Here is a 19,069-nt window from a genome sequence, read left to right as displayed (position 1 = left end):
GTCAGCCCTGGTCCGTCGCCACGGGCGCGTGCTGGAACGTGAAGCTGTCGGCGTAGACGTGGTCCAGGCTGGCGCCGCGCGCGGCCAGCAGCGCCGTGGCCTCGCTGACCATGGCCGGCGCGCCGCACAGGTAGATGGCGTGTTCCGACAGGTCGCCATGGTCTTGCAGCACGGCCTGCTGCACGTGGCCGCGGCGTCCTTGCCAGCCGGCATCGGCGCGCGACAGCACCGGCACGAAGTTGAATTCGTACAGCCGGCCGGCCCAGCTATCGATGACCTCGCGCAGATACAGGTCCGCTTCGGCGCGCATGCCCCAGTACAGCGTCACCGGCGGGCAATCGTCGTTGTCCAGCAGGGATTCCAGGATGGCCTTGATCGGCGCGATGCCGGTGCCGGTGGCCATCATGATCATGGGGCGCCAATCCTGTTCGTGGTAGCTGAACACACCCAGCGGCGCTTCGATATCCAGCGCGGCGCCTGCCTGTGCCTGGCCCAGCCAGCGGTCGGTGTAGCGGCCGCCGGGAATGCGGCGCACATGGAAGTCGACCAGGTTGCCGGCGGGCGGCGATGCCATCGAGAAGCTGCGCGTTTCACCGTCCGGCAGCACGACATTCATGTACTGGCCCGGCACGTAATCCAGCGGCGCGTCGGATGGCAAGGCCAGCGTCAGGTGGATCACGTCGTCGCACAGCGGCGCGATGCGGTGCACGCGAGCGGCCAGGCGCCGCGGTTCGGCGAACGCGCGCCGGTCGGGCACGCTCAGGCTCAGGTCGCTGCACGGCCGCGCCTGACAGGCCAGCGCATAGCCCTGCTCCGCCTCCTCGGGCGTCAGCGCCATCGGAAACTCGTCGTAGGCCACCGTGCCCGCCGCCAGCTTGACGCGGCAGGTACCGCAGCCGCCGAACGTGCACTCGTGCGGCAGCTTGACCGCGGCGCGGGTGGCCGCCTCCAGCACGGATTCGCCTTCCTCGACCAGAAAGGTCTGTTCGGTTTCCAGGATATGCACGCGGTATGCCATGACGCTTCCTGCCGGCTGTCGCCTATTTCTTGATGTCCGCCTGCACCAGCACCTTCAGGCCGTGGGGCTCCAGCAATTCGGCCAGCGCCGTCAGCGCGGCCAGACCCGCTTGGGTGTCCTGTTCGCCGTTGCCGCCGCTCAGGCCGACTCCGCCGATCACCTCGCCGTTCACCACGATGGGGAAACCGCCCACGAACGCGGCGAACTTGCCCTCGAAACTCCATTGGATGCCAAAGGCCTCGTTACCCGGCAACGCGGGGCCGTTGGGCGGCGTGGTGAACAGGTGCGTCGAGCGCTTGTGCCCGGCCGCGGTGAAGGCCTTGTTCCAGGCGATCTGCGGGCCGGTGATGCGGGCGCCGTTCATGCGCTCCAGCGCGATGGGGTAGCCGCCGTCATCGACGATGCACACCGATTCTAGCACGCCGATCTGTTCCGATCGGGCAATGGCCGCGCGCACCATGGCGCGCGCTTCTTCCAGTTCCAGGCGATAGATCTGTTTCATGTCTGCTTTCCCAGGTTGGCCGTCAGCCGGCGCGGTAGACGGTCTTGATCTGCGTGTAGAACTCCAGCCCCACCCGCCCCGATTCGCGGAACGTCGACGTGCTGGAGCTTTTCAGGCCGCCAAACGGCGCGTTGATGAGGTTGCCGGTGGTGGTGCGGTTGATCTTCACGGTGCCGGCCTGGATGTCGCGAGCGAACCGGTGGGCGTAGCGCGCATCGGTGGTGGCGATGGCGGCCGACAGGCCGTATTCGGTGTCGTTGGCGCAGGCGATGGCCTCGTCGTAGCCGTCCACCGCGATCAGCGCCAGCACCGGGCCGAAGATTTCTTCGCGCGCGATCCGCATCTGCTGGGTCACGCCGGTGAACAGGGCGGGCGTCACGTAATACCCGCGATCGAATCCCGAGCCTTCCAGGCGATCGCCGCCGGTCAGGTGGGTGGCTTCCTGCTTGCCCAGCGCGACATAGCTGAGCACGGTATCGAGCTGCTTGCGGGTGGCCAGCGGGCCCAGGTCGAAATTGCCGTCCAGGCCGTTGCCGATGGTCAGCGCTTTCATCCGCGCCAGCAGCTTGTCGGTAAAGGCCGGCAGCACCTTGCGGTCGACCAGCAGACGGCTGGTGCCGGTGCAAGCCTGGCCGGACAGCGAAAAGCCGCCCTTGACCGCCAGGTCCACCGCGCGCTCCAGGTCGGCGTCGGCCAGCACGATCAGCGGATTCTTGCCGCCCAGTTCCATCTGCGTGCGCGTGGTCAGGCCGGCGCCGCGGTGGATCTGCTCGCCCGCGGCAGTGGACCCGGTGAACGAAATCGCCCGCACTGCCGGTGCGGCGGTGATGGCCTGCCCCACCTTGGAGGCTGGCCCGATCACCAGATTCAACACCCCCGGCGGCAGGCCGGCCTGGACGAAGGCTTCGGCCAGGCGGTAGCCGGACAGCGGCGCGTCCGAAGACGGCTTGAACACCACCGTGTTGCCGCTGATCAGCGCGGGCGCGATTTTGCGCGCGGGGATCGAGATCGGGAAATTCCACGGCGAAATCACCGTGACCACGCCCAGCGGCTCGCGCTGGCTGTAGACCACCATGTCCGGATCGTCGTTGACGAAGGTCTCGCCGGTGAACGACTGCCCTTCCACGGCATAGAAGCGGATCGTCTGCGCCGACCGCAGCACCTCGTCGCGGGCCAGCGCCAGGCTCTTGCCCTCTTCGCGGGTCAGTTCGCGGGCCACGCTGTCGGCGTGGTCTTCCAGATGCTGGGCGGCGCGAAACAGAATGGCCGCGCGCTTGGAGATCGGCGTGTCGCGCCACGCGGCGAACGCCGCTTGCGCCGCGTCCACCGCCCGGGCGCCGTCCACGGCGTCCGACAGCGGAAACCGCCCCACCACGTCCGCCGTATCGGCCGGATTGATATTGGGCGCGGTGGCGCCCGAGGCGCAGGGCACCCACTCGCCCCCGATGTAATTCCGAAATTCCTGCTGCGAAAGCTCGTCCACGGAAGTCCTTCCTTTGCCGGGCTGGCCGGGTTGACCGGAAATCGGCCGTCTGAGGTAATTTCTGAACATTGTATACTTTAATCTAGACGATTCGATCCGCGTAAACCCGAGGATGGGACGGGCCCCCGTTCCGGCAAGCGGACGTCCCGCCCCGTTGCCCCCTGTTCATTGCCAGATCAGCACGGCGCAGATGGTCGAGACGAACAGCGCCAGCAGCACGGGCAGCAGCAGCGCCCGTACCAGCGACAGCACGTGGACCCGCGCGAATCCCGCCACGGCGATCAGGGAAGACCAGGCGATCAGCGTGCCGCCCCCGGTCCAGACGGCGCCCATCTGCCCTACCGCCGCCAGCGTGGCCGGGTCCACGCCCACCACCGGGCCCAGCGCACCGGACAGCGTGCCGGTCAGCGGCAGGCCCGCGAAGCCCGAGCCGTCGATGCCGGTGATCATGCCCACCAGCAGTACGCCGAAGGCCACCAGGAAGTGGTTCTCGGGGATCAGGTGCTGCGCCGCCGAGATCACCTCGAACAGCAGGCCCGGCGCCTGCGCCTGGGGCAAGCCCAGGATCTGGGCGGCGGTTTCGTTGGCGCCCACGAAGAAGAAGCCCGCGATCGGCAGCACCGAGCCCATGGCCTTGAAGGCGAACACGAAGCCGTCGGTGACGTGCTCGGGACAGACGTCCAGCATCTTGCGCGGCCCCTCGGCCGCCAGCGTCACGAACATCATCACCACGAACGCCACGCCGCCCACCAGCGCCGCCGCGTCGCCGCCGCGCAGGGCCGGCAGGCCGGGAAACACCCGCGGCACCACCATCACGGCGATCACGCCCAGGAATGCCAGGGGCGTCACCACCGCGAACACGCGCGACCAACGCACGCGGCGCCGTTCGGCCTCGTCCAGGCCCGGCCCGCGCGGAAGCGCAGGGTTGGCGCCCATGGTGCCGCGCGCCAGCTCGGCCTTGTCGAACGACCCCGACTGCTCGATCTCGGCCAGGCTGCCGTCCTGCGCCCGTGCCTGCCAGGCCGGCAGCAGCGCCGGGTCGGCCGCCACGATGTGCTTGCGGATCAATAGATAAGCGGCGGTCAGCGCCACCGCGCCGGTGATCAGCGACAACACCAGCGCGCGGTCGGCCACCACCGCGGCGCTGACGGCCGCCCCCGCCGCCTTGGCGCTGATGCCCGGCGCCACCCCGATCACGTAGTCCGACGACAGCGCCATGCCTTGGCCGGCGATGGCGATCGCCATGGCGCCCGCCAGCGGCGGCAGGCCGGCCGCGATGGCGGCGGGCAGCAGAATCGCCGACACCAGCGGCACCGCCGGCGTGGGCCAGAAGAACAGCGAGATCACGTAGGTACAGAGCGCCAGGATGATGAATGACGAATGCCCGCCCCGCATCACCCGCCGGAACGGCTGCACCATGCGCACGTCCGCCTGCAGCGTCTTGAGCGCGTTGAGCAGCGCCGTCATGAAGGTGATCACCAGGAAGATGTTGAAGAGCTCCTTGGCCGCCACGAAGCTGGCCGAGAAGATGCCGATCAGCCCGCTGATCGGGTTGCCCGTGATGGCCAGCACCACCAGGAAGGTGCCGATCACCGACGGCACCACCACGTTGGCCCGCAGGATCATCGTCAGGATGATGGCGGCCACACTGGCCAGATAGACCCAGTGCGCGGCGTTGAGCACGACGTCCGATTGCATGCGCTATTCCCCTTGTCGACGTGGCTGTTAAGTCGCCACTTCGGTATACTATATTTCGTTATGCGCCATACCAATCGAAATATGCAACGCCTAGGGAAAGCGATAATTCTGAAAATTCCTTGAATATTCCAGGAAAATCAGGGCACTAAAGCGTGCGGCATGCCCTGTTACGGTGCATGCGCAAAAAACAAATAGACTACCGTATACAAAATAGGCGTAATACGATGCCCGCTTCGTTCCCCGACTTCTGGCATTACGGCGCCATGGCCGTCGTGGTGTTCGGCGCCGCGCTGGCCCAGGGCGTGGGCGGCATCGGCTTCGCCATGTTCGCCGCGCCCGTGGCGGCGCTGTTTTTCCCCCAACTGGCGCCCGGACCGCTCCTGACGCTGGGCGGCTTCATCTCGCTGCTGACCGCGCTGCGCGAACGCGCCGCGATCGACTGGCCCGCCGTGGCCTATGCCCTGAGCGGGCGTGCCGCCGGCACGCTGATCGCCATCTATGCCATGGCCCGCTTCTCGGCCCAGGCCCTGGGCTTGCTGTTTGCCGCGCTGATCCTGGCCGCGGTCGCGCTCAGCCTTGCCGGCCTGCGCTTTGCCGCCACGCCCGGCCGGGTCTCCGGCGCTGGCGTGGCGTCGGGCATCATGGGCACCATGACCTCGGTGGGCGCCCCGCCCATCGCCCTGGTGCTGCAACACGCCGAGCCCGCGCGGCTGCGCGCCACGCTGGGCATGGTCCTATTTCTTGGATCGATCTTTTCCCTGGCCATGCTGGCGTGGGCCGAACGCTACACCGGCTACCACGCCGGACTGGCGCTCAGCCTGGCGCCGTTCCTGCTCGCCGGCTTTGCCGTTTCCGGCCGCTTGCGCTCCCGGCTGCCGCCGCGGGCGGTGCGCGGCGTGCTGCTGAGCGCCTGCGCCCTGGGCGCGCTGGGCGTCATCGCCAAGGCCTTGTGGCTGGGCTGACGGCAAGCGCGCCCGCCGCCGCGACCCACCCCGGTAATACAATGAAGACTGTATCCATTCCACCAGACCTGCTCGCCATGACAACCACGCCCGTCAGCCCGCAAGCCGTAGACACGCAGCCTTCTGCCCCGCTGAAAATCGGCGAGCAGCATCCGCAGTTGTTCGCGGTCATCCGCGACAAGCTGCGCGAGCGCATCCTCAGCGGCGAATTCACCCCCGGCGACCGGCTGGTCGAAGGAAGGCTGTCGGAAGAAATGGGCGTGTCGCGCATCCCGGTGCGCGAGGCGTTGCGCGCGCTGGCCGCCGAAGGCCTGGTCACCATCGAGCCGCGCCGCGGCGCATCGGTGTCGGTGCTGTCCGACGCGGTGGCCTACGACATGGTCGAAGTGCGCGCCACGCTGGAGGGCCTGAACGCCAAGCTGGCGGCGCAACGCCGCGACGAGAAAACCGTTGAACGCCTGCAGGCCTTCCTGCGCGAAGGCACCGAGGCCGCGCGCAGCGAACAGCTGGACAAGTTCCTGGCGCTGAATTCGCAGTTCCACGAAATGCTGGCCACCATCGGCGGCAACGTCGTGCTGACCGACCTGATGCGGTCCCTGCGCGACCGCACCGCGCTGCTGTTCGCGCCCAGCAACATGCACCGCGCCAAGCAGAACTGGGACGAGCACTCGCAGATCCTGAACGCCGTCATCGCCGGCAACGGCGACCTGGCCGCGTTGCTGGCCAGCCAGCACGTGCACAACGCCGCCAAGGCCTACACCGACACCCGCCAGGCGCATTCGTCGGCCGCCTGAACCACGACCGTAGCGCGGCCCACTGCAGCCGCGCTGTGTGGCCTGGTGGCCGCGGCGCGGCCGAATTACCCGATCGGAGCGATCAGCCGTCCACAGGCGCCACCGGCGCCGCCTGGCCGGCGGCATCCACCACTACGCCCTTGCCGTTCTGCACCACCCACGACACCGCCACGTCCCCCAGCACGAACGTCTGGCACGCCATGCGGTAACCGGCCTCGAAGTCTTCGGGCCGCAGATGCTTGCGCTCCTTGGGCTTGATGGCGTCGGTGTGCTCCAGCCCCTGTTCGATGCGGCACTTGCAGGTGCCGCACAGGCCGCCGCCGCACTTGAATGGAATGCCGCCCTGTTCCTTGAGCGACACGCGCAGCAGATTGCTGTTTTCCGGCGCGCTGGCAACCTTGCCGCCGTTCGAAAGAAAAGTGATCTTGACCATGCTGCTCATTGCTCCGCGGCGACGGGATGGGCGCGTCGCGTCAAAGTGGTGTCGCCGCCGCCGAACCGCGTCAGGTGGTCCAGTTCGCGGCGCGCGGCCTCGATCGAGGCAAAGTGATCCAGGAATTTCGACGGCACGCGGTTCACCACGTAAGGCGGCGTCTCTTCGGTGACCACCAGCCGCGTCGGCCCGGATAGCCGCGCGATGCTGAACACCGCACGCGTGCGGCCGCCGCAGAGGTAGTCGTAGGTTTCGATGATCTCGGCCTGCTCGCCCGCCTCGGTGCGGAACACGCCGGGCTTGCTTGTCAGGATCACGTATGGCGCGTCGCCTGGATTCATGCGGGGCTCCTTTTCGTGCTGACAGGCCCTAGCCTTCCGCGTCCTGCGCCAATTCAACGTCGTTGCCGATCCACAGCTGGCAGACCAGCCGGTAGCCGTCGTCGACGCGATCGCCCAGCTGCTTTTTTTCCTTCCAGTTCACGGGCGGCAGGTGCTCCGCCCCCGCCAGCACGCGGCAGGCGCATTTGGCGCACTTGCCCATGCCGCACTCGTAGCGCAGATGCGGAAAGGGAAATTGCCGGATGCCGGCGCGTACGACCAGATTGGTGTTGTCCTGCACCACGCCGGTGTAGGTCTGACCGCCTTTGTGGAATACGACAGTGGGCATGGATCGGGATATCCGTGTCAGCGGCCGTGGCGGCGTCCGCGCACGCTGCGCGGGCGCCGCCACGGCCAGGGGAATCAAGCGGCCAGGCCCAGCTCGGGCAGCGCGATTTCCTGCTGCACGTAGTCGGTGTAGAGCGCGGTGGTGTACAGCAGCCGCATCTGCGCGCCGATCTCGCAGATCTTCAGGCAGCGCTGTTGCAGGTCCACCGTGTTGGCATGCTCCAGCACGATCTGGTAGCCGCGTTCGCCGTGGATCTCGTCGGACACGATGTGCAGGTCGAAGAATTCCACTTCTTCGTCGGTAAAGCCGTATTTCTCGCGCAGCGTCGGCGTCTGCTTGCGGTAGATGGACGGCACCTGCGATTCCAGCCCCACCACCAGGCCGGCCACGGCCACGATCGGGTCTTCGCGCATGGCCACGGCGTAGCACCAGCTTTGCAGCGCGCGGGTGGTGGGCGACATGTTGTCCGGGTTGACCACGCGTTCGCGCGTGGTGCCGCAGGCTTCGGCAAAGCGGATCAGCAAGTCCGTGTGGCGGTCGCCGCCGATTTCCTCTTCGTACATGTTGGCCAGCAGGAAATCCTTGGCTTCCGTGTAGGCATCCGGCGTGCGGGCGTACAGGTACCCCAGGTAGTCGGCGAAGGGGCCGACGTAGTGGTAGTGGTTTTCCGCCCAGCGCTGCAGATGCTGGCGGCTGAGTTTGCCTTCGGCCCAGGCGATGGAAAAGGGCGAGGCGTTGGCGCTCTTGCCCTTGATCGCGTTTTCCAACGCGGTACGGAATTCATCTCGATTCATCAGTTCTGCCATGACGCGCTCCAGGTCCAGTGGGGAGGGGCCGGCCGGGCGCTGCCCTTGGCCGATGATGAACATTGTATACCGTCTACCGTTTTAGTCGCCTAGGGTATTCCCACCCGAAGGCTGAATATCGGGGACGGCTCTTCTGATATCAAGGACTTGCATACCAGGACTGGGCTTGAGCAAGATTTGCGCAGACTGGTACAATGAATACACTTTCAATGCAATACGGAAATACCATGACCACCCGCCATCCCCTCGGAGACGCTCCCATCGGCCAGCAACTGCTGGCCCATTACGCCGGCCGCGACGCCGTGCGCCATGCCACGCCCTTGTTCCCCAAGTCCTGGTCGGAATGCTTCGCGCCGTTTCGCAACGCGCGGCTGCAGCCGCTGGCCGCGTCCACGGGCCAGGCTGCGCCAGGGCGCAGCGGCGCCCCGGTCGGGCAAGCAGGTTAAGTCGGAGTCAGACCGGGCCTAGCCCGTCAACAACGGGCCGGCGCGCCGGTCCCAGCGCGCCTTCACTCCCGCCAGCAGCAGCACCAGGCAAAAGCCCACGGTGTAGGCCACCACATCCCACCAATCGGGCACGCTGCCCAGGATGACGCGCAGCACCGGCTGCTCGATGCGCAAGCCGAAATATCGCGCCAGGTACTGGCCGAATTCCACCGCATAGCCCGTCAGCAAGGCCGCTATCGCCAGCGGCAGCACGCCCGCGCGGATGAAGCTGCGGTACACCAGGTACGCCCAGCCCACCGCCACCACATCGCCCACGAAACCGCGCAACAGCGGGTAGGGCTTGCCCAAGGTGGCGATCAACGCCTCCACGACTGTGACGGCGACCAGGGCGGCAAAGGCGGATCGATTGAAGGTCAGTCTCATCGTGAAGGAGTGCGTCGATTGTGCGGAAATGGCTGATATTGGAACGGCCGCCGCAATACGGCGCAACAATTAACGCCGCTGTCAGCTAGCCGGGCGTAGCCTGATCCGACCGCGCCGCGAGGGGCAGGGTACTAGAAAACACAGAGGAGACAAGCATGAGCACATTCGATCCGGATGGGCGCCGGCGCTTCCTGCGCCAGGCGTGTACCGTGGGCGCGGCCGGCACGCTGGCCGGCCATGCCCTGACCAGCCTGGCCGCCCCGGCCACTGTCACGCTGCCTTTCGCCAACGGCGAACGCGACCTGATCGCGTATCCCCAGAAGCGTCCGCTGATCCGCCAGACCTCGCGTCCGCCGCAACTGGAAACGCCGTTTGCCGTCTTCAACGAGGGCGTCATCACGCCCAACGACGCCTTCTTCGTGCGCTACCACCTGGGCAACATCCCCACCCAGGTCGACGCCAATACCTACCGGCTGCGCGTGGGGGGCCTGGTCGGCACGCCGCTGGAGCTGTCGCTGGCCGACCTGAAGCAACAATTCGGCGCGCCGGTCGAGCTGGTGGCCGTCACCCAGTGCTCCGGCAACAGCCGCGGCTTCTTCGAGCCCCGCGTGGGCGGCGGCCAGCTGGGCAACGGCGCCATGGGCAACGCCCGCTGGGTGGGCATCCCCCTCAAGCGCATCCTGGAAAAGGCAGGCATCCAGGCCGGCGCCCGCCAGGTCACCTTCCAGGGGCTGGACCGGCCGGTGCTGCCCGGCACCCCGGAATTCATCAAGGCGCTGGACGCGGCCCATGCCCTGGACGGCGAAGTCATGCTGGCCTACGCCATGAACGGCGCCGACCTGCCCATGCTCAACGGCTATCCCGTGCGGCTGGTGGTGCCCGGCTACTACGGCACCTACTGGGTCAAGCACCTGGCCGACATCAAGGTGCTGGACGCGGACTTCGACGGCTTCTGGATGCAGAAGGCCTACCGCATCCCCGACAACGACTGCGCCTGCACCCCGGTGGGCAAGGCCCCCGACAAGACGCGCCCCATCGGCCGCTACAACGTACGCAGCTTCATCACCAGCCTGGCCGACGGCGCCCGCGTGGCCAAGGGCAAGCCCGTCAAGGTGCGCGGCATTGCGTTCGACGGCGGCCGTGGCATCCGCGAGGTGCAGCTCTCGGTCGACGGCGGCAAGACCTGGCACGCCGCCACGCTGGGCCAGGATCTGGGCCGCTATTCGTTCCGCGAATGGCACGCCGACTTCACGCCCAAGCAGGCCGGCGCCTACGCCCTGAAGGTCCGCGCCACCAATACGGCCGGCGAAACCCAACCCCTGGACCCGCTGTGGAACCCGTCCGGGTACATGCGCAACGTGGTCGAAACCGTGCGCGTCGATGCCGCGTAAGGAGCCCGCCATGACCTTCTCCGCCCGCCGCCATTGCCCCGTGCGCCTGGCCGGCCTGGCCTTCGCGCTGGCCGCCGCCGCTGCCTGTGCCCCCGCCAGCGCCCTGGACATCCAGCTGCCCCAGGAAACCGCCACGCTGCACCCCGGCACCGGCCCCGGCGCCCAAAGCGCTGCCCTGTGCCTGATGTGCCACTCGGTCGACTACCTGTCGTCGCAGCCGCCCATGCCGCTGGGCTTCTGGGACGCCGAGGTCAAGAAGATGGTCGGCACCTACGGCGCCCCCATTCCGGCCGACCAGGTGCCGCTGATCGTGCAATACCTGAACCAGGCTTATCCGCCGCCCCAGCCAGCCGCTTCCGCCAAGCCCTGACCGTCGCCGTCCCAGCCGGCCGCTTCCGCCAAGCCCTGACCGCCGCCGCCCGGGCCAACGCCGACGCCGTGACGCCAGGCGCGCGGCGTCGCGCCCGCGCCCATTCGCGCTTCGCCTCGTCTTAACCCGGACCCCTATTAGGCGTACCATTGGACGGCCCCCGCCCGCCGTTCCCGGGGTTTCCAGAGGCCTTCATGCTCCAGCCCGTCTCGGCCAATAGCGACCTGGCCGCCGCCCCGCCCGAGGCGGCCGCCCCCCAGCCCGTCCTGCGGGTCAGCACGCTTTCCCCCTTGTCCTTCCCCGCGTTCCGCATCATCTGGATCGCCAACCTGTTCGCCAACCTCGGCACATGGGCGCAATCGGTCGCCGCGGCCTGGGTCATCACCACCGAGCAGAGCAGCCCCCTGATGGTCGCCATGATCCAGGTGGCCGCGACCTTCCCGCTGGTGGCGCTGTCCATCCTGACCGGAGTGCTGGCCGACAACTACGACCGCCGCAAGGTCATGCTCACCGGCATGTTGCTGGAGCTGGCCGGCGGCATCTTCATCACCATCCTGGCGTTCGCCGGGCTGCTGCATCCCATCACCCTGATCATCTCGGTGTTCTGCATCGCCATCGGCAGCGCCATCGTCACGCCCGCCTGGCAGGCCGCGGTGGGCGAACAGGTGCCGCGCGCCCACGTCGGCAGCGCGGTGCTGCTCAACAGCGTGAACTTCAACGTGGCGCGCGCGGTGGGCCCCGCCATCGGCGGCCTGCTGCTGGGCGCCACCGGCGCGCCCACCGTGTTCCTGTTGAACTGCGTGTGCTACGGCGGGCTGATCTGGGCCATCTGGCGCTGGCGCCGCGACATCCCGGTGCGGCGGCTGCCGCCCGAACGCCTGTTCGAAGGCGTGGTCGCCGCCCTGCGCTATACCCAGCACTCCACCGTGACGCGCGTGGTGATGCTGCGCGCCTTCGCCTTCGGCCTGTCGGCCAGCGCCCTGTGGGCGCTGCTGCCGTTGCTGGCCTACGACCACGAGAACGGCAACGCGCTGCTGTACGGCTACATGCTGGGCGCGCTGGGCGTGGGCGCGATCCTGGGCAGCGCCGTGGTCCGCCGGCTGCAAGCCGCCTGGGGCGCCAGCGGCCTGGTCAGCGCCGCCGCGGGGTTGCTCGCGGCCTGCCTGCTGGCGCTGGGCCTGACGGCCAATCTGTGGGTCGCGTTTCCCGCGCTGCTGCTGTCCGGCGGCTGCTGGATCGGCGTGCTGGCCACCTACAACACCACGGTGCAGATGCTGGTGCCCGACTGGGTCAAGGCGCGCTCGCTGGCGCTGTACCAGACGGCGATCTTCGGCGGCCTGGCGGCGGGTTCGTTCATGTGGGGCCATTTCGCCGGCACCATGGGCGTGTCCGGCGCCTTGTCCTCAGCCGGCATCATGCTGGGCATCACCGTCGCGCTGCTGTACCGTTCGCGCCTGCCCGAACAGGTCGATACCCAATCGCTGGCCCGCGCCGACAGCACCGAACCGGCGCTGTCGGCCGCAGGCTTCAACACCCAGCACGGCGCGGTGCTGGTCGCGGTGGAATACCTGATTCCCAAGGAAAAACTGTCGGAGCTGATCCGCGTGGCCGGGCCGATGCGCCAGGTGCGGCTGCGCAACGGCGCGCAGCAGTGGCAACTGTTCCGCGACCTGGAGCGCGAAGGCGTCTGGCGCGAAGTCTTCCTGGTGGAAAGCTGGATGCAGTACCTGCGCATGATCGATCGCATGACCCTGGCCGACAAGATGGTGCTGGACGAGCTGCGGGCACTGCACACGGGCGACAAGCCGCCGGTGGTTTCGCGCAACGTCAGCTACCTGGCCATGAACGAAGCGCAGGGCTTCTCGCTGCGCCGAGAGCCCGAATCCCTCTGACCCGCGAGACCCGACCATGCTGACTTCCCTTTGGCGTAAATGGCGCGCGTCGCGGCATGCCGGACCGCAGTTGGACGTGATCCTGGCGAGCGCCAATCCCGGCGCGCCGCTGGCGCAGCGCAACCTCTGGATGGTGGACCTGTGCCGCTGGATCGACCGTTCCGGGCGTGAAACCGCTGAAGAGAGCGGCCACCCCCAGCATGCGCGCCTGCGCTACGTCCTGCAGGTACTGGAGCGCAACCCCGCGCTGGCCACGTCGGTAGCGGCCACGCTGCGCTCGCTGCTCGCCGACAACGACCCCACCTCGCTGCTATGCGACACCGGCGTGGCCTCGCACCCCGGCTTCTGGGGCGAATTCTGGGAACGGGCGCAGGCCCGTCTGCTGCCGCCCCCGCCGAACCGCAGCGACCTGTTCGGCCTGTTCTCGCTGATCTTCCGCAAGGCTCACGACGCCGCCTGGATCGAAGCCCTGGACGATGACACGCTGGCGCGCATGCGCCGGCTGCTGCGCCACGGCGACGGCGTGACGCGCGCCGACCCGGCCGCGCCCGAGCCGCCGCCCCCGTCTCTGCAGGCTGCGCTCACCAGCAGCATCCAGGTGCTGGCCAGCCAGGTCCGCGCCACCGGGCTCAGCCAGGACATCCGCTCGCGCCTGCCCGGCCGGGTGCAGGAAAGCCCCTTCTTCCCGCTGGCGGCCGCCGCGGCCGAACTCTGCGACAGCGCACCGGACACGCCGCGCGACGTCTTCGGCAGGCGGCTGAACGTGTTTCGCGCGCTGCTCGACAATTGCCGCGCCGCCTCGCAGCACGTCTACGCCGAGCTGGAACAGAACGGCGTCTCGGTCGAGGTGGTGTTCCAGATCGAACGCATGAAGCTGCGTCTGGCGCGCATCGAGCTGCTCTTGAGCGTATGGGTCGACCCCACCCAGCGCCACAAATACGTGCACCTGGCCGCCGAACTCATCCGCTCGACCCAGGCCCGCAGCAGCATCCGCCACTTGGCGGCCTCGTCGTTCGCGCAGCTGGCGCGGCGCGTGATGGAACGCACCGCCGAAACCGGCGAACACTACATCGCCCGCGACACCACGGAATACCTGACCATGCTCAAGGCCTCCGCCGGCGGTGGCCTGGTGATGGTACTGACCGTCTACCTGAAGTTCTTCATCGTCTCGCTGCACCTGGACAAATTCATCGAGGGGCTGCTGGCCTCGCTGAACTATGCCGGCGGCTTTCTGGCGATCCACTTCGCGCACTTCACGCTGGCCACCAAGCAGCCCGCCATGACCGGCCCGGCGCTGGCACACCGGCTGGACGAGGCCAACACGCCCGAGGGCCGCGAGGCCTTCCTGGACGACACGCTGGCCATGATCCGCTCGAACGCGGCGGCCATCCTGGGCAACCTGGCGGTGGTGTTTCCGCTGGCCTGGGCGGCGCAATGGGTGGCGCAGCACTGGCTGAACCGGCCGCTGATCGACGGGCAAAAGGCGCAGGCAGCCCTGGACTCGTTCTCCGCCTGGGGCCCCACCCCCATCTACGCCGCCGCCACCGGCGTGCTGCTGTGGCTATCCAGCCTGATCGCCGGCTGGGCCGACAACTGGTTCGCGCTGCACCGCGTGCATGACGTGATGGCCTACGACCGGCGCGTGCGCCACCTGTTCGGCGAGCGCGGCGCGGCCCGCTGGGCGGGCTTCTGGCAACGCAATATCTCGGGCATCGCCGGCAACGTCTCACTGGGCCTGATGCTGGGCTTGGGGCCAGCCATCGTCAGCTTCTTCGGCCCGCACGTCGAGGTGCGCCACGTGACGCTGTCCGCCGGCCAGATCGGCTCGGCCATCGGCGCGCTGGGTTGGGACGTGGTGCACACGCACGCCTTCTGGATGGCCGTGGCCGGCACGGCCCTGACCGGCATCCTGAATGTGGGGGTGAGTTTTGCGCTGGCCTTCAACGTGGCGCTGCGCTCGCGCAACCTGCGCCGCGGCGACCGCCAGGCGCTGGCGCTGGGCGTGCGCCGGCGCATCTGGCAACGGCCGGCCACGCTGTTCTGGCCGGTCAAGCCGCGGCCCGCGGCACCCGAAGCCTGACCCAAGCGTCGCGGCGCCGGCGGCTCGCCGGCTTCAGACGCCCGCTTCCGGCGCCCAGCCGCCCGCCACGCGCCGCATGCGCGGCGATTCAAACGCGCAGGCCAGCGGAATCGGCGCGCCGTGCGCGTCCACCAGCCGCGTGCGCCAGCGCTCACCCTGGCACATCGCCACTACGATGCCGGCGACCTGTGCCTGGCAGCGTTGCAGCAACGTCAAGGCCGACGCCATCGTCTGGCCGGTGCTGACCGCGTCATCCACCACCAGCACGCGGCGGCCGCGCAGCGCGCCCGCCAGGTTGGGGTCCACGTACAGCAGCTTGCCGGCGTCCGGCGTAGTCAACGACCGCACCGGCACCGCCAGGCTTTCGTCATACCAATACTTGCGCGAATAGCCGAACGGCACATAACGCGTAAAACCCAGTCCGCGCGCCACCAGCGGCGCGAACGCCAATCCCAGCGTCGGCAGGCCCACCACGACCTCGGCATTGAAGGCGCGCGCCCGCTCGGCCATGAAGCCCGCCAGCGTTTCCACCACGTCCAGGCTGGCATGGTTGGCGATCAGCGAGGCCACGCAGCGCTGCGGGTCCGCCGGCACGCCGCGCAGCGGCAGCACCAGATAGCGGCCGTCGGGCAAGCGGGCCGGATAGCCGCGGGAGTAGGGCGGCTTGGCCGGCAGCGTCAACGCGTCGGCGGCGACGATCTCCTGCCAGTAGCCTGTAGTGGCGTCGAAAGGCGTGTCAGTGGAGCGCGGTGCGTCGAAAGGCGCCGCGCCGGCAAAGCCCTGATCGTCGTCAATAGCAGTCATGCGATTCAAGAAAAGATGGCCGGCGGCGCTCAGTGCGCGTCCGCGGCCAGGAATGCCTCGGCCAGCTTGACCCAGTAGCTGGCCGTGACCGGAAGAATGGCGTCATTGAAGTCGTAGTCGGGGTTGTGCACCATGCAGCCGCCTTCGCCCTCGCCGTTGCCCACGATGAAATAGCTGCCCGGCACCGCTTCCAGCATGAAGGCAAAGTCATCGCTGGCCTGCAGCGGTTCCAGGTCGGGAATCACCAGTTGCTCGCCCAGCCAGCCGCGCGCCACGGCGGCCGCGAACTCGGTGGCGCCGGCATCGTTCACCACCGGCGGATAACGCCAGCGGTAGTCCACCGTCACGGTGGCGCGGTGCACCGCGGCCTGCGCGGTGGCGATCGCCGTGATGCGTTCGCGCAATAGCGCCCGGGTGCCGGGCTTGCGCGCCCTCACGGTCAGGCGCAGCTCGACGCTCTTGGGAATCACGTTGGGCGCATCGCCGCCGTGGATTGCGCCGATGGTCACCACGGCCATGTCATTGGGGTCGATCTCGCGCGAGACGATGGTCTGCAGGGCCAACACGATGCTGGCCGCGGCCACCACCGGGTCCACCGCCACGTGCGGCATGGCGCCGTGCCCGCCCACACCGCTGACCGTCAGCACCACCGTGTCCGACGAGCTGTACATGGCGCCGGCGCGAAAGCCGAAATGACCGGCCGGGTAGCCGGGCTCGTTGTGGAAGCTGTAGACCGCGTCGCACGGAAAGCGCTCGAACAGGCCGTCGGCGATCATCTTCTGCGCGCCGCCGTGGCCTTCCTCGGCCGGCTGGAAGATCAGGTGCAGCGTGCCGTCGAAGCGCCCGCGCAGCGCCAGCGCGCGGGCCGCGGCCAGCAGGGTGGCCGTGTGGCCGTCGTGGCCGCAGGCGTGCATTTTGCCGGGATGGGCGCTGGCATAGGGCAGGCCGGTCGTCTCGTGGATGGGCAGGGCGTCCATGTCGGCGCGCAGGCCCAGGCGGCGCGTGCCCGAACCCAGCCGCAGCGTCCCCACCACACCCGTCACGCCCAGGCCGCGATGCACCTCGAAGCCCCAGGCGGTCAGGCGCTCGGCCACCAAGTCGCCGGTGGCGACTTCTTCGTAGGCCAGTTCCGGATTGGCATGGATGCGGTGGCGCAGCGCCACCATTTCTTCCTGGATCTCGCGGATCTCGGGCAACACGGGACCCTGCTCGGCGTGGCTCATAGCGTCTACTCCTGCTGGATGTTGGCGCTTTTGACGATGTGCGCGTATACGTCTTTCTCTTTCTTCAGGAACGCGGCGAACGCCTCGGGCGAGCCCTGGCCGGGAATCGCACCGCCTTCGGCCAGGCGCTTTTTCACCTCGTCCAGTTGCAGGACGGCGTTCAGTTCCTGGTTCAGGCGCTGCACCACCTCGGGCGGCGTGCCGGCCGGCACGAACACGCCGGTCCAGGTGTTCAATTCAAAGCCCTTGAGTTCGGGGGTTTCGGCAAAGGCCTGCACGCCCGGCAGCGTGGCAATGCGCGCCGCCGACGTCAGCCCCAGCGCGCGCAGCTTGTTTTGCTGCACCAGCGGCGTCGCGCTGGTGGTGACCAGCAGGCCCAGGTCCACCTGGCCGCCCATGACGTCATTGGTGATCTGCGCGCCGCCCCGGTAGGGCACGTGCACCAGCTTGATCTTGGCCTGCTCCTGCATCACTTCCATCGCCAGGTGCAGCACGGTGCCCACGCCCGAGGACGCATAGGTCAACGTGTCCGGCTTGCTGCGCGCCAGCGCGATCAGCTCCTGCATGTTGCTGGCCGGCAGGCCCGGGCGGGCCAGCAGCACCACTGGCGCCGTGGTCACCAGCGCCACCGGCGCCAGCGCGGTCTCGGCGTCGTACCTGACCGCCGGGTTGATCAGCCGCGCCACGCTCACCGGGCCGTCGAACCCCATCACCAGCGTGTAGCCGTCGGCCGCCGCGTGAGTGGCCTTGGCCACGCCCAGCACGCCGCCCGCGCCCGCCACGTTGTCCACGATGATGGATTGCTTCAGGCGTTCGCCCAGCTTCTGCGCCACCAGGCGGGCGGTGGTGTCGACGTTGCCGCCCGGGCTCACGGGCACGATCAGGGTCAGCGGCTTGGCCGCCGGCCAGGCATCGCCGGCACCGGCGGCCGGGGCCAGGCACAGCGCGGCTGCCAGCGCGGAGACGGACAGGAACAGGCGTTTGAACATGATGGCGGGCAGCCGGCTGCGGACCGGCGATGCGTAGAGGGCGAGGGCGCCATCGTACGCAGCCTTGCGTCATAACTGAAATGGGTTATTTTTATAGATTCATCAGGTAAATCTATGACCAAGCCGCCCGTCCGCGAATCCGCCGCCCCCATCCGCCAGCCCACGCTGCGCCAATTGCGCGGCTTCAAGGAGGTGGCCCGCCACGCCAGCTTCAGCCGCGCCGCCGAGGCCCTGGCCCTGAGCCAGCCCGCGCTGTCGTCGGCCATCCGCGAGCTCGAAGCCTTGATGGGTGTGACGCTGTTCGACCGCGGCACGCATCATGTGCGCCTGACCCCGGCCGGCCAGGCCGCGCGCGCCCAGATCGAATGGCTGCTCAACAGCTACACGCAGGGCGCTGAAGACCTGCGGCGCCTTCTGGACACGCAGGCCGCCACCGTGCGCATCGGCTGCATTCCATCGACCATGCACCTGCTGGCGCCCGCCGTGGCCCAATGGCGGCTGCGCCACCCCGAGATCGTGCTGATCCTGTCCGACCACTTGAACGACGAGCTGATGGCCGCGCTGGCCAACGGCGAGCTCGACATCGGCCTGGGGCTGGATTTCGGCCTGGCGCCGGGCCTGGCGGCCACCTTCGTGGCCGAGGACGACCTGGTGGCGGTGCTGTCCGACAGCCACCGGCTGTCACGCCGCCGGCAGATCACCTGGCAGGACCTGAAACGCGAACCGCTGGCCGTGCTGTCGCGCGGCAGCACCTACGAGATGATCGTCTCGGCGCTACGCCAGCAGGGCGCCGACCTGGCCGCCACCGATACGCTGAACTACACCGATACGCTCTACAGCCTGGTACGCGCCGGGCTGCGGATCGGCCTGATCTCGCGGCTGTACACGCAGGGCCAGCGCCCCGACGGCCTGGCGATCGTGCCGCTGCAGCATCCGCGGCTGACGCGCCGCATCAGCCTGATGACGCGCGCCCCTGAACAACAGGCCCGCGACGCGGTGAAGCGTTGCTATGCGGAACTGGGCGGCATGCTGCGGGCCAGGGCGGCGACGGCGACTTGAACGCGCGATGCCTGAACCGCCAGCGTC

General features: G+C 68.5%; 20 protein-coding genes. 8 read left to right on the top strand and 12 right to left on the bottom strand.

The genetic code is table 11. The features are described from left to right. Window position 1 precedes the first annotated feature (1 nt). The 4 genes from A9974_RS09210 to A9974_RS09195 all read right to left on the bottom strand — a co-directional run bounded on the left by A9974_RS09210 (window position 2) and on the right by A9974_RS09195 (window position 4,701). Window positions 2–1,018, bottom strand: coding sequence for a 2Fe-2S iron-sulfur cluster-binding protein (locus tag A9974_RS09210; RefSeq protein ID WP_183003796.1), 1,017 nt, complete (start codon window positions 1,016–1,018; stop codon window positions 2–4). Between the two features lie 22 nt (window positions 1,019–1,040). Beyond that, on the bottom strand, window positions 1,041–1,520 hold the full coding sequence (locus A9974_RS09205; RefSeq protein WP_183003795.1) for a heme-binding protein: 480 nt from the start codon (window positions 1,518–1,520) through the stop codon (window positions 1,041–1,043). Window positions 1,521–1,542: 22 nt separating this feature from the next. After that, window positions 1,543–3,003 carry an aldehyde dehydrogenase family protein gene (locus A9974_RS09200; RefSeq protein WP_183003794.1) on the bottom strand — a complete coding sequence of 487 codons (1,461 nt, stop codon included), beginning with the start codon at window positions 3,001–3,003 and terminating at the stop codon, window positions 1,543–1,545. A gap of 165 nt (window positions 3,004–3,168) precedes the next feature. Then, window positions 3,169–4,701, bottom strand: coding sequence for a hypothetical protein (locus tag A9974_RS09195; protein WP_183003793.1), 1,533 nt, complete (start codon window positions 4,699–4,701; stop codon window positions 3,169–3,171). Window positions 4,702–4,925: 224 nt separating this feature from the next. Between A9974_RS09195 and A9974_RS09190 the strand changes: the two genes are divergently transcribed. Both A9974_RS09190 and A9974_RS09185 read left to right on the top strand, forming a co-directional pair. Beyond that, complete coding sequence (locus A9974_RS09190) at window positions 4,926–5,663, top strand: sulfite exporter TauE/SafE family protein (RefSeq protein ID WP_183003792.1); 738 nt, start codon at window positions 4,926–4,928, stop codon at window positions 5,661–5,663. A 77-nt stretch (window positions 5,664–5,740) separates the two neighbouring features. Further along, a complete protein-coding gene (locus tag A9974_RS09185; RefSeq protein ID WP_183003813.1) occupies window positions 5,741–6,457 on the top strand; it encodes a GntR family transcriptional regulator in 717 nt (238 codons plus the stop codon). Window positions 6,458–6,539: 82 nt separating this feature from the next. Here the strand turns inward: A9974_RS09185 and A9974_RS09180 are convergent, their stop codons facing one another. The 4 genes from A9974_RS09180 to A9974_RS09165 form a co-directional block, all read right to left on the bottom strand. After that, complete coding sequence (locus tag A9974_RS09180) at window positions 6,540–6,899, bottom strand: 2Fe-2S iron-sulfur cluster-binding protein (RefSeq protein ID WP_183003791.1); 360 nt, start codon at window positions 6,897–6,899, stop codon at window positions 6,540–6,542. Then, a complete protein-coding gene (locus A9974_RS09175) occupies window positions 6,896–7,231 on the bottom strand; it encodes a ferredoxin (protein ID WP_183003790.1) in 336 nt (111 codons plus the stop codon). The genes A9974_RS09180 and A9974_RS09175 overlap by 4 nt, the downstream gene beginning before the upstream one ends. A gap of 28 nt (window positions 7,232–7,259) precedes the next feature. After that, window positions 7,260–7,559, bottom strand: coding sequence for a 2Fe-2S iron-sulfur cluster-binding protein (locus A9974_RS09170; protein ID WP_183003789.1), 300 nt, complete (start codon window positions 7,557–7,559; stop codon window positions 7,260–7,262). Window positions 7,560–7,633: 74 nt separating this feature from the next. Then, window positions 7,634–8,365, bottom strand: coding sequence for a TenA family transcriptional regulator (locus tag A9974_RS09165; protein ID WP_183003788.1), 732 nt, complete (start codon window positions 8,363–8,365; stop codon window positions 7,634–7,636). 227 nt (window positions 8,366–8,592) lie between these two features. Here A9974_RS09165 and A9974_RS09160 point away from each other — a divergent pair, with 227 nt between their 5' ends. After that, a complete protein-coding gene (locus A9974_RS09160; RefSeq protein WP_183003787.1) occupies window positions 8,593–8,811 on the top strand; it encodes a hypothetical protein in 219 nt (72 codons plus the stop codon). Between the two features lie 18 nt (window positions 8,812–8,829). Here A9974_RS09160 and A9974_RS09155 read toward each other — a convergent pair whose 3' ends face one another. Next, complete coding sequence (locus A9974_RS09155) at window positions 8,830–9,234, bottom strand: DUF2809 domain-containing protein (protein ID WP_183003786.1); 405 nt, start codon at window positions 9,232–9,234, stop codon at window positions 8,830–8,832. 155 nt (window positions 9,235–9,389) lie between these two features. Here A9974_RS09155 and A9974_RS09150 point away from each other — a divergent pair, with 155 nt between their 5' ends. The 4 genes from A9974_RS09150 (at window position 9,390) to A9974_RS09135 (ending at window position 14,967) form a co-directional block, all read left to right on the top strand. Beyond that, window positions 9,390–10,625, top strand: coding sequence for a molybdopterin-dependent oxidoreductase (locus A9974_RS09150; RefSeq protein ID WP_183003785.1), 1,236 nt, complete (start codon window positions 9,390–9,392; stop codon window positions 10,623–10,625). Between the two features lie 10 nt (window positions 10,626–10,635). Beyond that, the gene (locus A9974_RS09145; protein ID WP_183003784.1) at window positions 10,636–10,995 is read left to right on the top strand and encodes a sulfite:cytochrome C oxidoreductase subunit B; all 360 of its coding nucleotides are present in this window, start codon (window positions 10,636–10,638) and stop codon (window positions 10,993–10,995) included. Window positions 10,996–11,189: 194 nt separating this feature from the next. Further along, the gene (locus tag A9974_RS09140) at window positions 11,190–12,887 is read left to right on the top strand and encodes an MFS transporter (protein WP_183003783.1); all 1,698 of its coding nucleotides are present in this window, start codon (window positions 11,190–11,192) and stop codon (window positions 12,885–12,887) included. A 16-nt stretch (window positions 12,888–12,903) separates the two neighbouring features. Then, complete coding sequence (locus tag A9974_RS09135; RefSeq protein ID WP_183003782.1) at window positions 12,904–14,967, top strand: site-specific recombinase; 2,064 nt, start codon at window positions 12,904–12,906, stop codon at window positions 14,965–14,967. Window positions 14,968–15,000: 33 nt separating this feature from the next. Here the strand turns inward: A9974_RS09135 and A9974_RS09130 are convergent, their stop codons facing one another. From A9974_RS09130 to A9974_RS09120, 3 genes are read right to left on the bottom strand one after another with little or no spacing between them, the layout of a single operon-like run. Then, complete coding sequence (locus A9974_RS09130; protein WP_183003781.1) at window positions 15,001–15,771, bottom strand: phosphoribosyltransferase; 771 nt, start codon at window positions 15,769–15,771, stop codon at window positions 15,001–15,003. A 29-nt stretch (window positions 15,772–15,800) separates the two neighbouring features. Beyond that, entirely contained in the window at window positions 15,801–16,994 is a 1,194-nt protein-coding gene (locus A9974_RS09125) for a M20 aminoacylase family protein (protein ID WP_183003780.1), read from the bottom strand. A gap of 5 nt (window positions 16,995–16,999) precedes the next feature. Then, window positions 17,000–17,983, bottom strand: a complete 984-nt coding sequence (locus A9974_RS09120; protein ID WP_183003779.1) for a tripartite tricarboxylate transporter substrate binding protein — start codon at window positions 17,981–17,983, stop codon at window positions 17,000–17,002. A 114-nt stretch (window positions 17,984–18,097) separates the two neighbouring features. Between A9974_RS09120 and A9974_RS09115 the strand changes: the two genes are divergently transcribed. Next, window positions 18,098–19,042, top strand: coding sequence for a LysR family transcriptional regulator (locus tag A9974_RS09115; protein WP_183003778.1), 945 nt, complete (start codon window positions 18,098–18,100; stop codon window positions 19,040–19,042). Window positions 19,043–19,069: the final 27 nt, after the last annotated feature.

Source organism: Achromobacter sp. UMC71, from assembly GCF_014170305.1.
Lineage (GTDB): Bacteria > Pseudomonadota > Gammaproteobacteria > Burkholderiales > Burkholderiaceae_B > Achromobacter.
This window is presented reverse-complemented; position numbering and strand designations above follow the sequence as displayed.

Coding starts and splice junctions, on each gene's coding strand:
- A9974_RS09160 (WP_183003787.1), top strand. CDS start 8,593: ATGACCACCCGCCATCCCCTCGGAGACGCTCCCATCGGCCAGCAACTG.
- A9974_RS09170 (WP_183003789.1), bottom strand. CDS start 7,559: ATGCCCACTGTCGTATTCCACAAAGGCGGTCAGACCTACACCGGCGTG.
- A9974_RS09210 (WP_183003796.1), bottom strand. CDS start 1,018: ATGGCATACCGCGTGCATATCCTGGAAACCGAACAGACCTTTCTGGTC.
- A9974_RS09120 (WP_183003779.1), bottom strand. CDS start 17,983: ATGTTCAAACGCCTGTTCCTGTCCGTCTCCGCGCTGGCAGCCGCGCTG.
- A9974_RS09155 (WP_183003786.1), bottom strand. CDS start 9,234: ATGAGACTGACCTTCAATCGATCCGCCTTTGCCGCCCTGGTCGCCGTC.
- A9974_RS09145 (WP_183003784.1), top strand. CDS start 10,636: ATGACCTTCTCCGCCCGCCGCCATTGCCCCGTGCGCCTGGCCGGCCTG.
- A9974_RS09135 (WP_183003782.1), top strand. CDS start 12,904: ATGCTGACTTCCCTTTGGCGTAAATGGCGCGCGTCGCGGCATGCCGGA.
- A9974_RS09140 (WP_183003783.1), top strand. CDS start 11,190: ATGCTCCAGCCCGTCTCGGCCAATAGCGACCTGGCCGCCGCCCCGCCC.
- A9974_RS09185 (WP_183003813.1), top strand. CDS start 5,741: ATGACAACCACGCCCGTCAGCCCGCAAGCCGTAGACACGCAGCCTTCT.
- A9974_RS09150 (WP_183003785.1), top strand. CDS start 9,390: ATGAGCACATTCGATCCGGATGGGCGCCGGCGCTTCCTGCGCCAGGCG.
- A9974_RS09190 (WP_183003792.1), top strand. CDS start 4,926: ATGCCCGCTTCGTTCCCCGACTTCTGGCATTACGGCGCCATGGCCGTC.
- A9974_RS09195 (WP_183003793.1), bottom strand. CDS start 4,701: ATGCAATCGGACGTCGTGCTCAACGCCGCGCACTGGGTCTATCTGGCC.
- A9974_RS09205 (WP_183003795.1), bottom strand. CDS start 1,520: ATGAAACAGATCTATCGCCTGGAACTGGAAGAAGCGCGCGCCATGGTG.
- A9974_RS09125 (WP_183003780.1), bottom strand. CDS start 16,994: ATGAGCCACGCCGAGCAGGGTCCCGTGTTGCCCGAGATCCGCGAGATC.
- A9974_RS09115 (WP_183003778.1), top strand. CDS start 18,098: ATGACCAAGCCGCCCGTCCGCGAATCCGCCGCCCCCATCCGCCAGCCC.
- A9974_RS09175 (WP_183003790.1), bottom strand. CDS start 7,231: ATGAATCCAGGCGACGCGCCATACGTGATCCTGACAAGCAAGCCCGGC.
- A9974_RS09130 (WP_183003781.1), bottom strand. CDS start 15,771: ATGACTGCTATTGACGACGATCAGGGCTTTGCCGGCGCGGCGCCTTTC.
- A9974_RS09165 (WP_183003788.1), bottom strand. CDS start 8,365: ATGGCAGAACTGATGAATCGAGATGAATTCCGTACCGCGTTGGAAAAC.
- A9974_RS09180 (WP_183003791.1), bottom strand. CDS start 6,899: ATGAGCAGCATGGTCAAGATCACTTTTCTTTCGAACGGCGGCAAGGTT.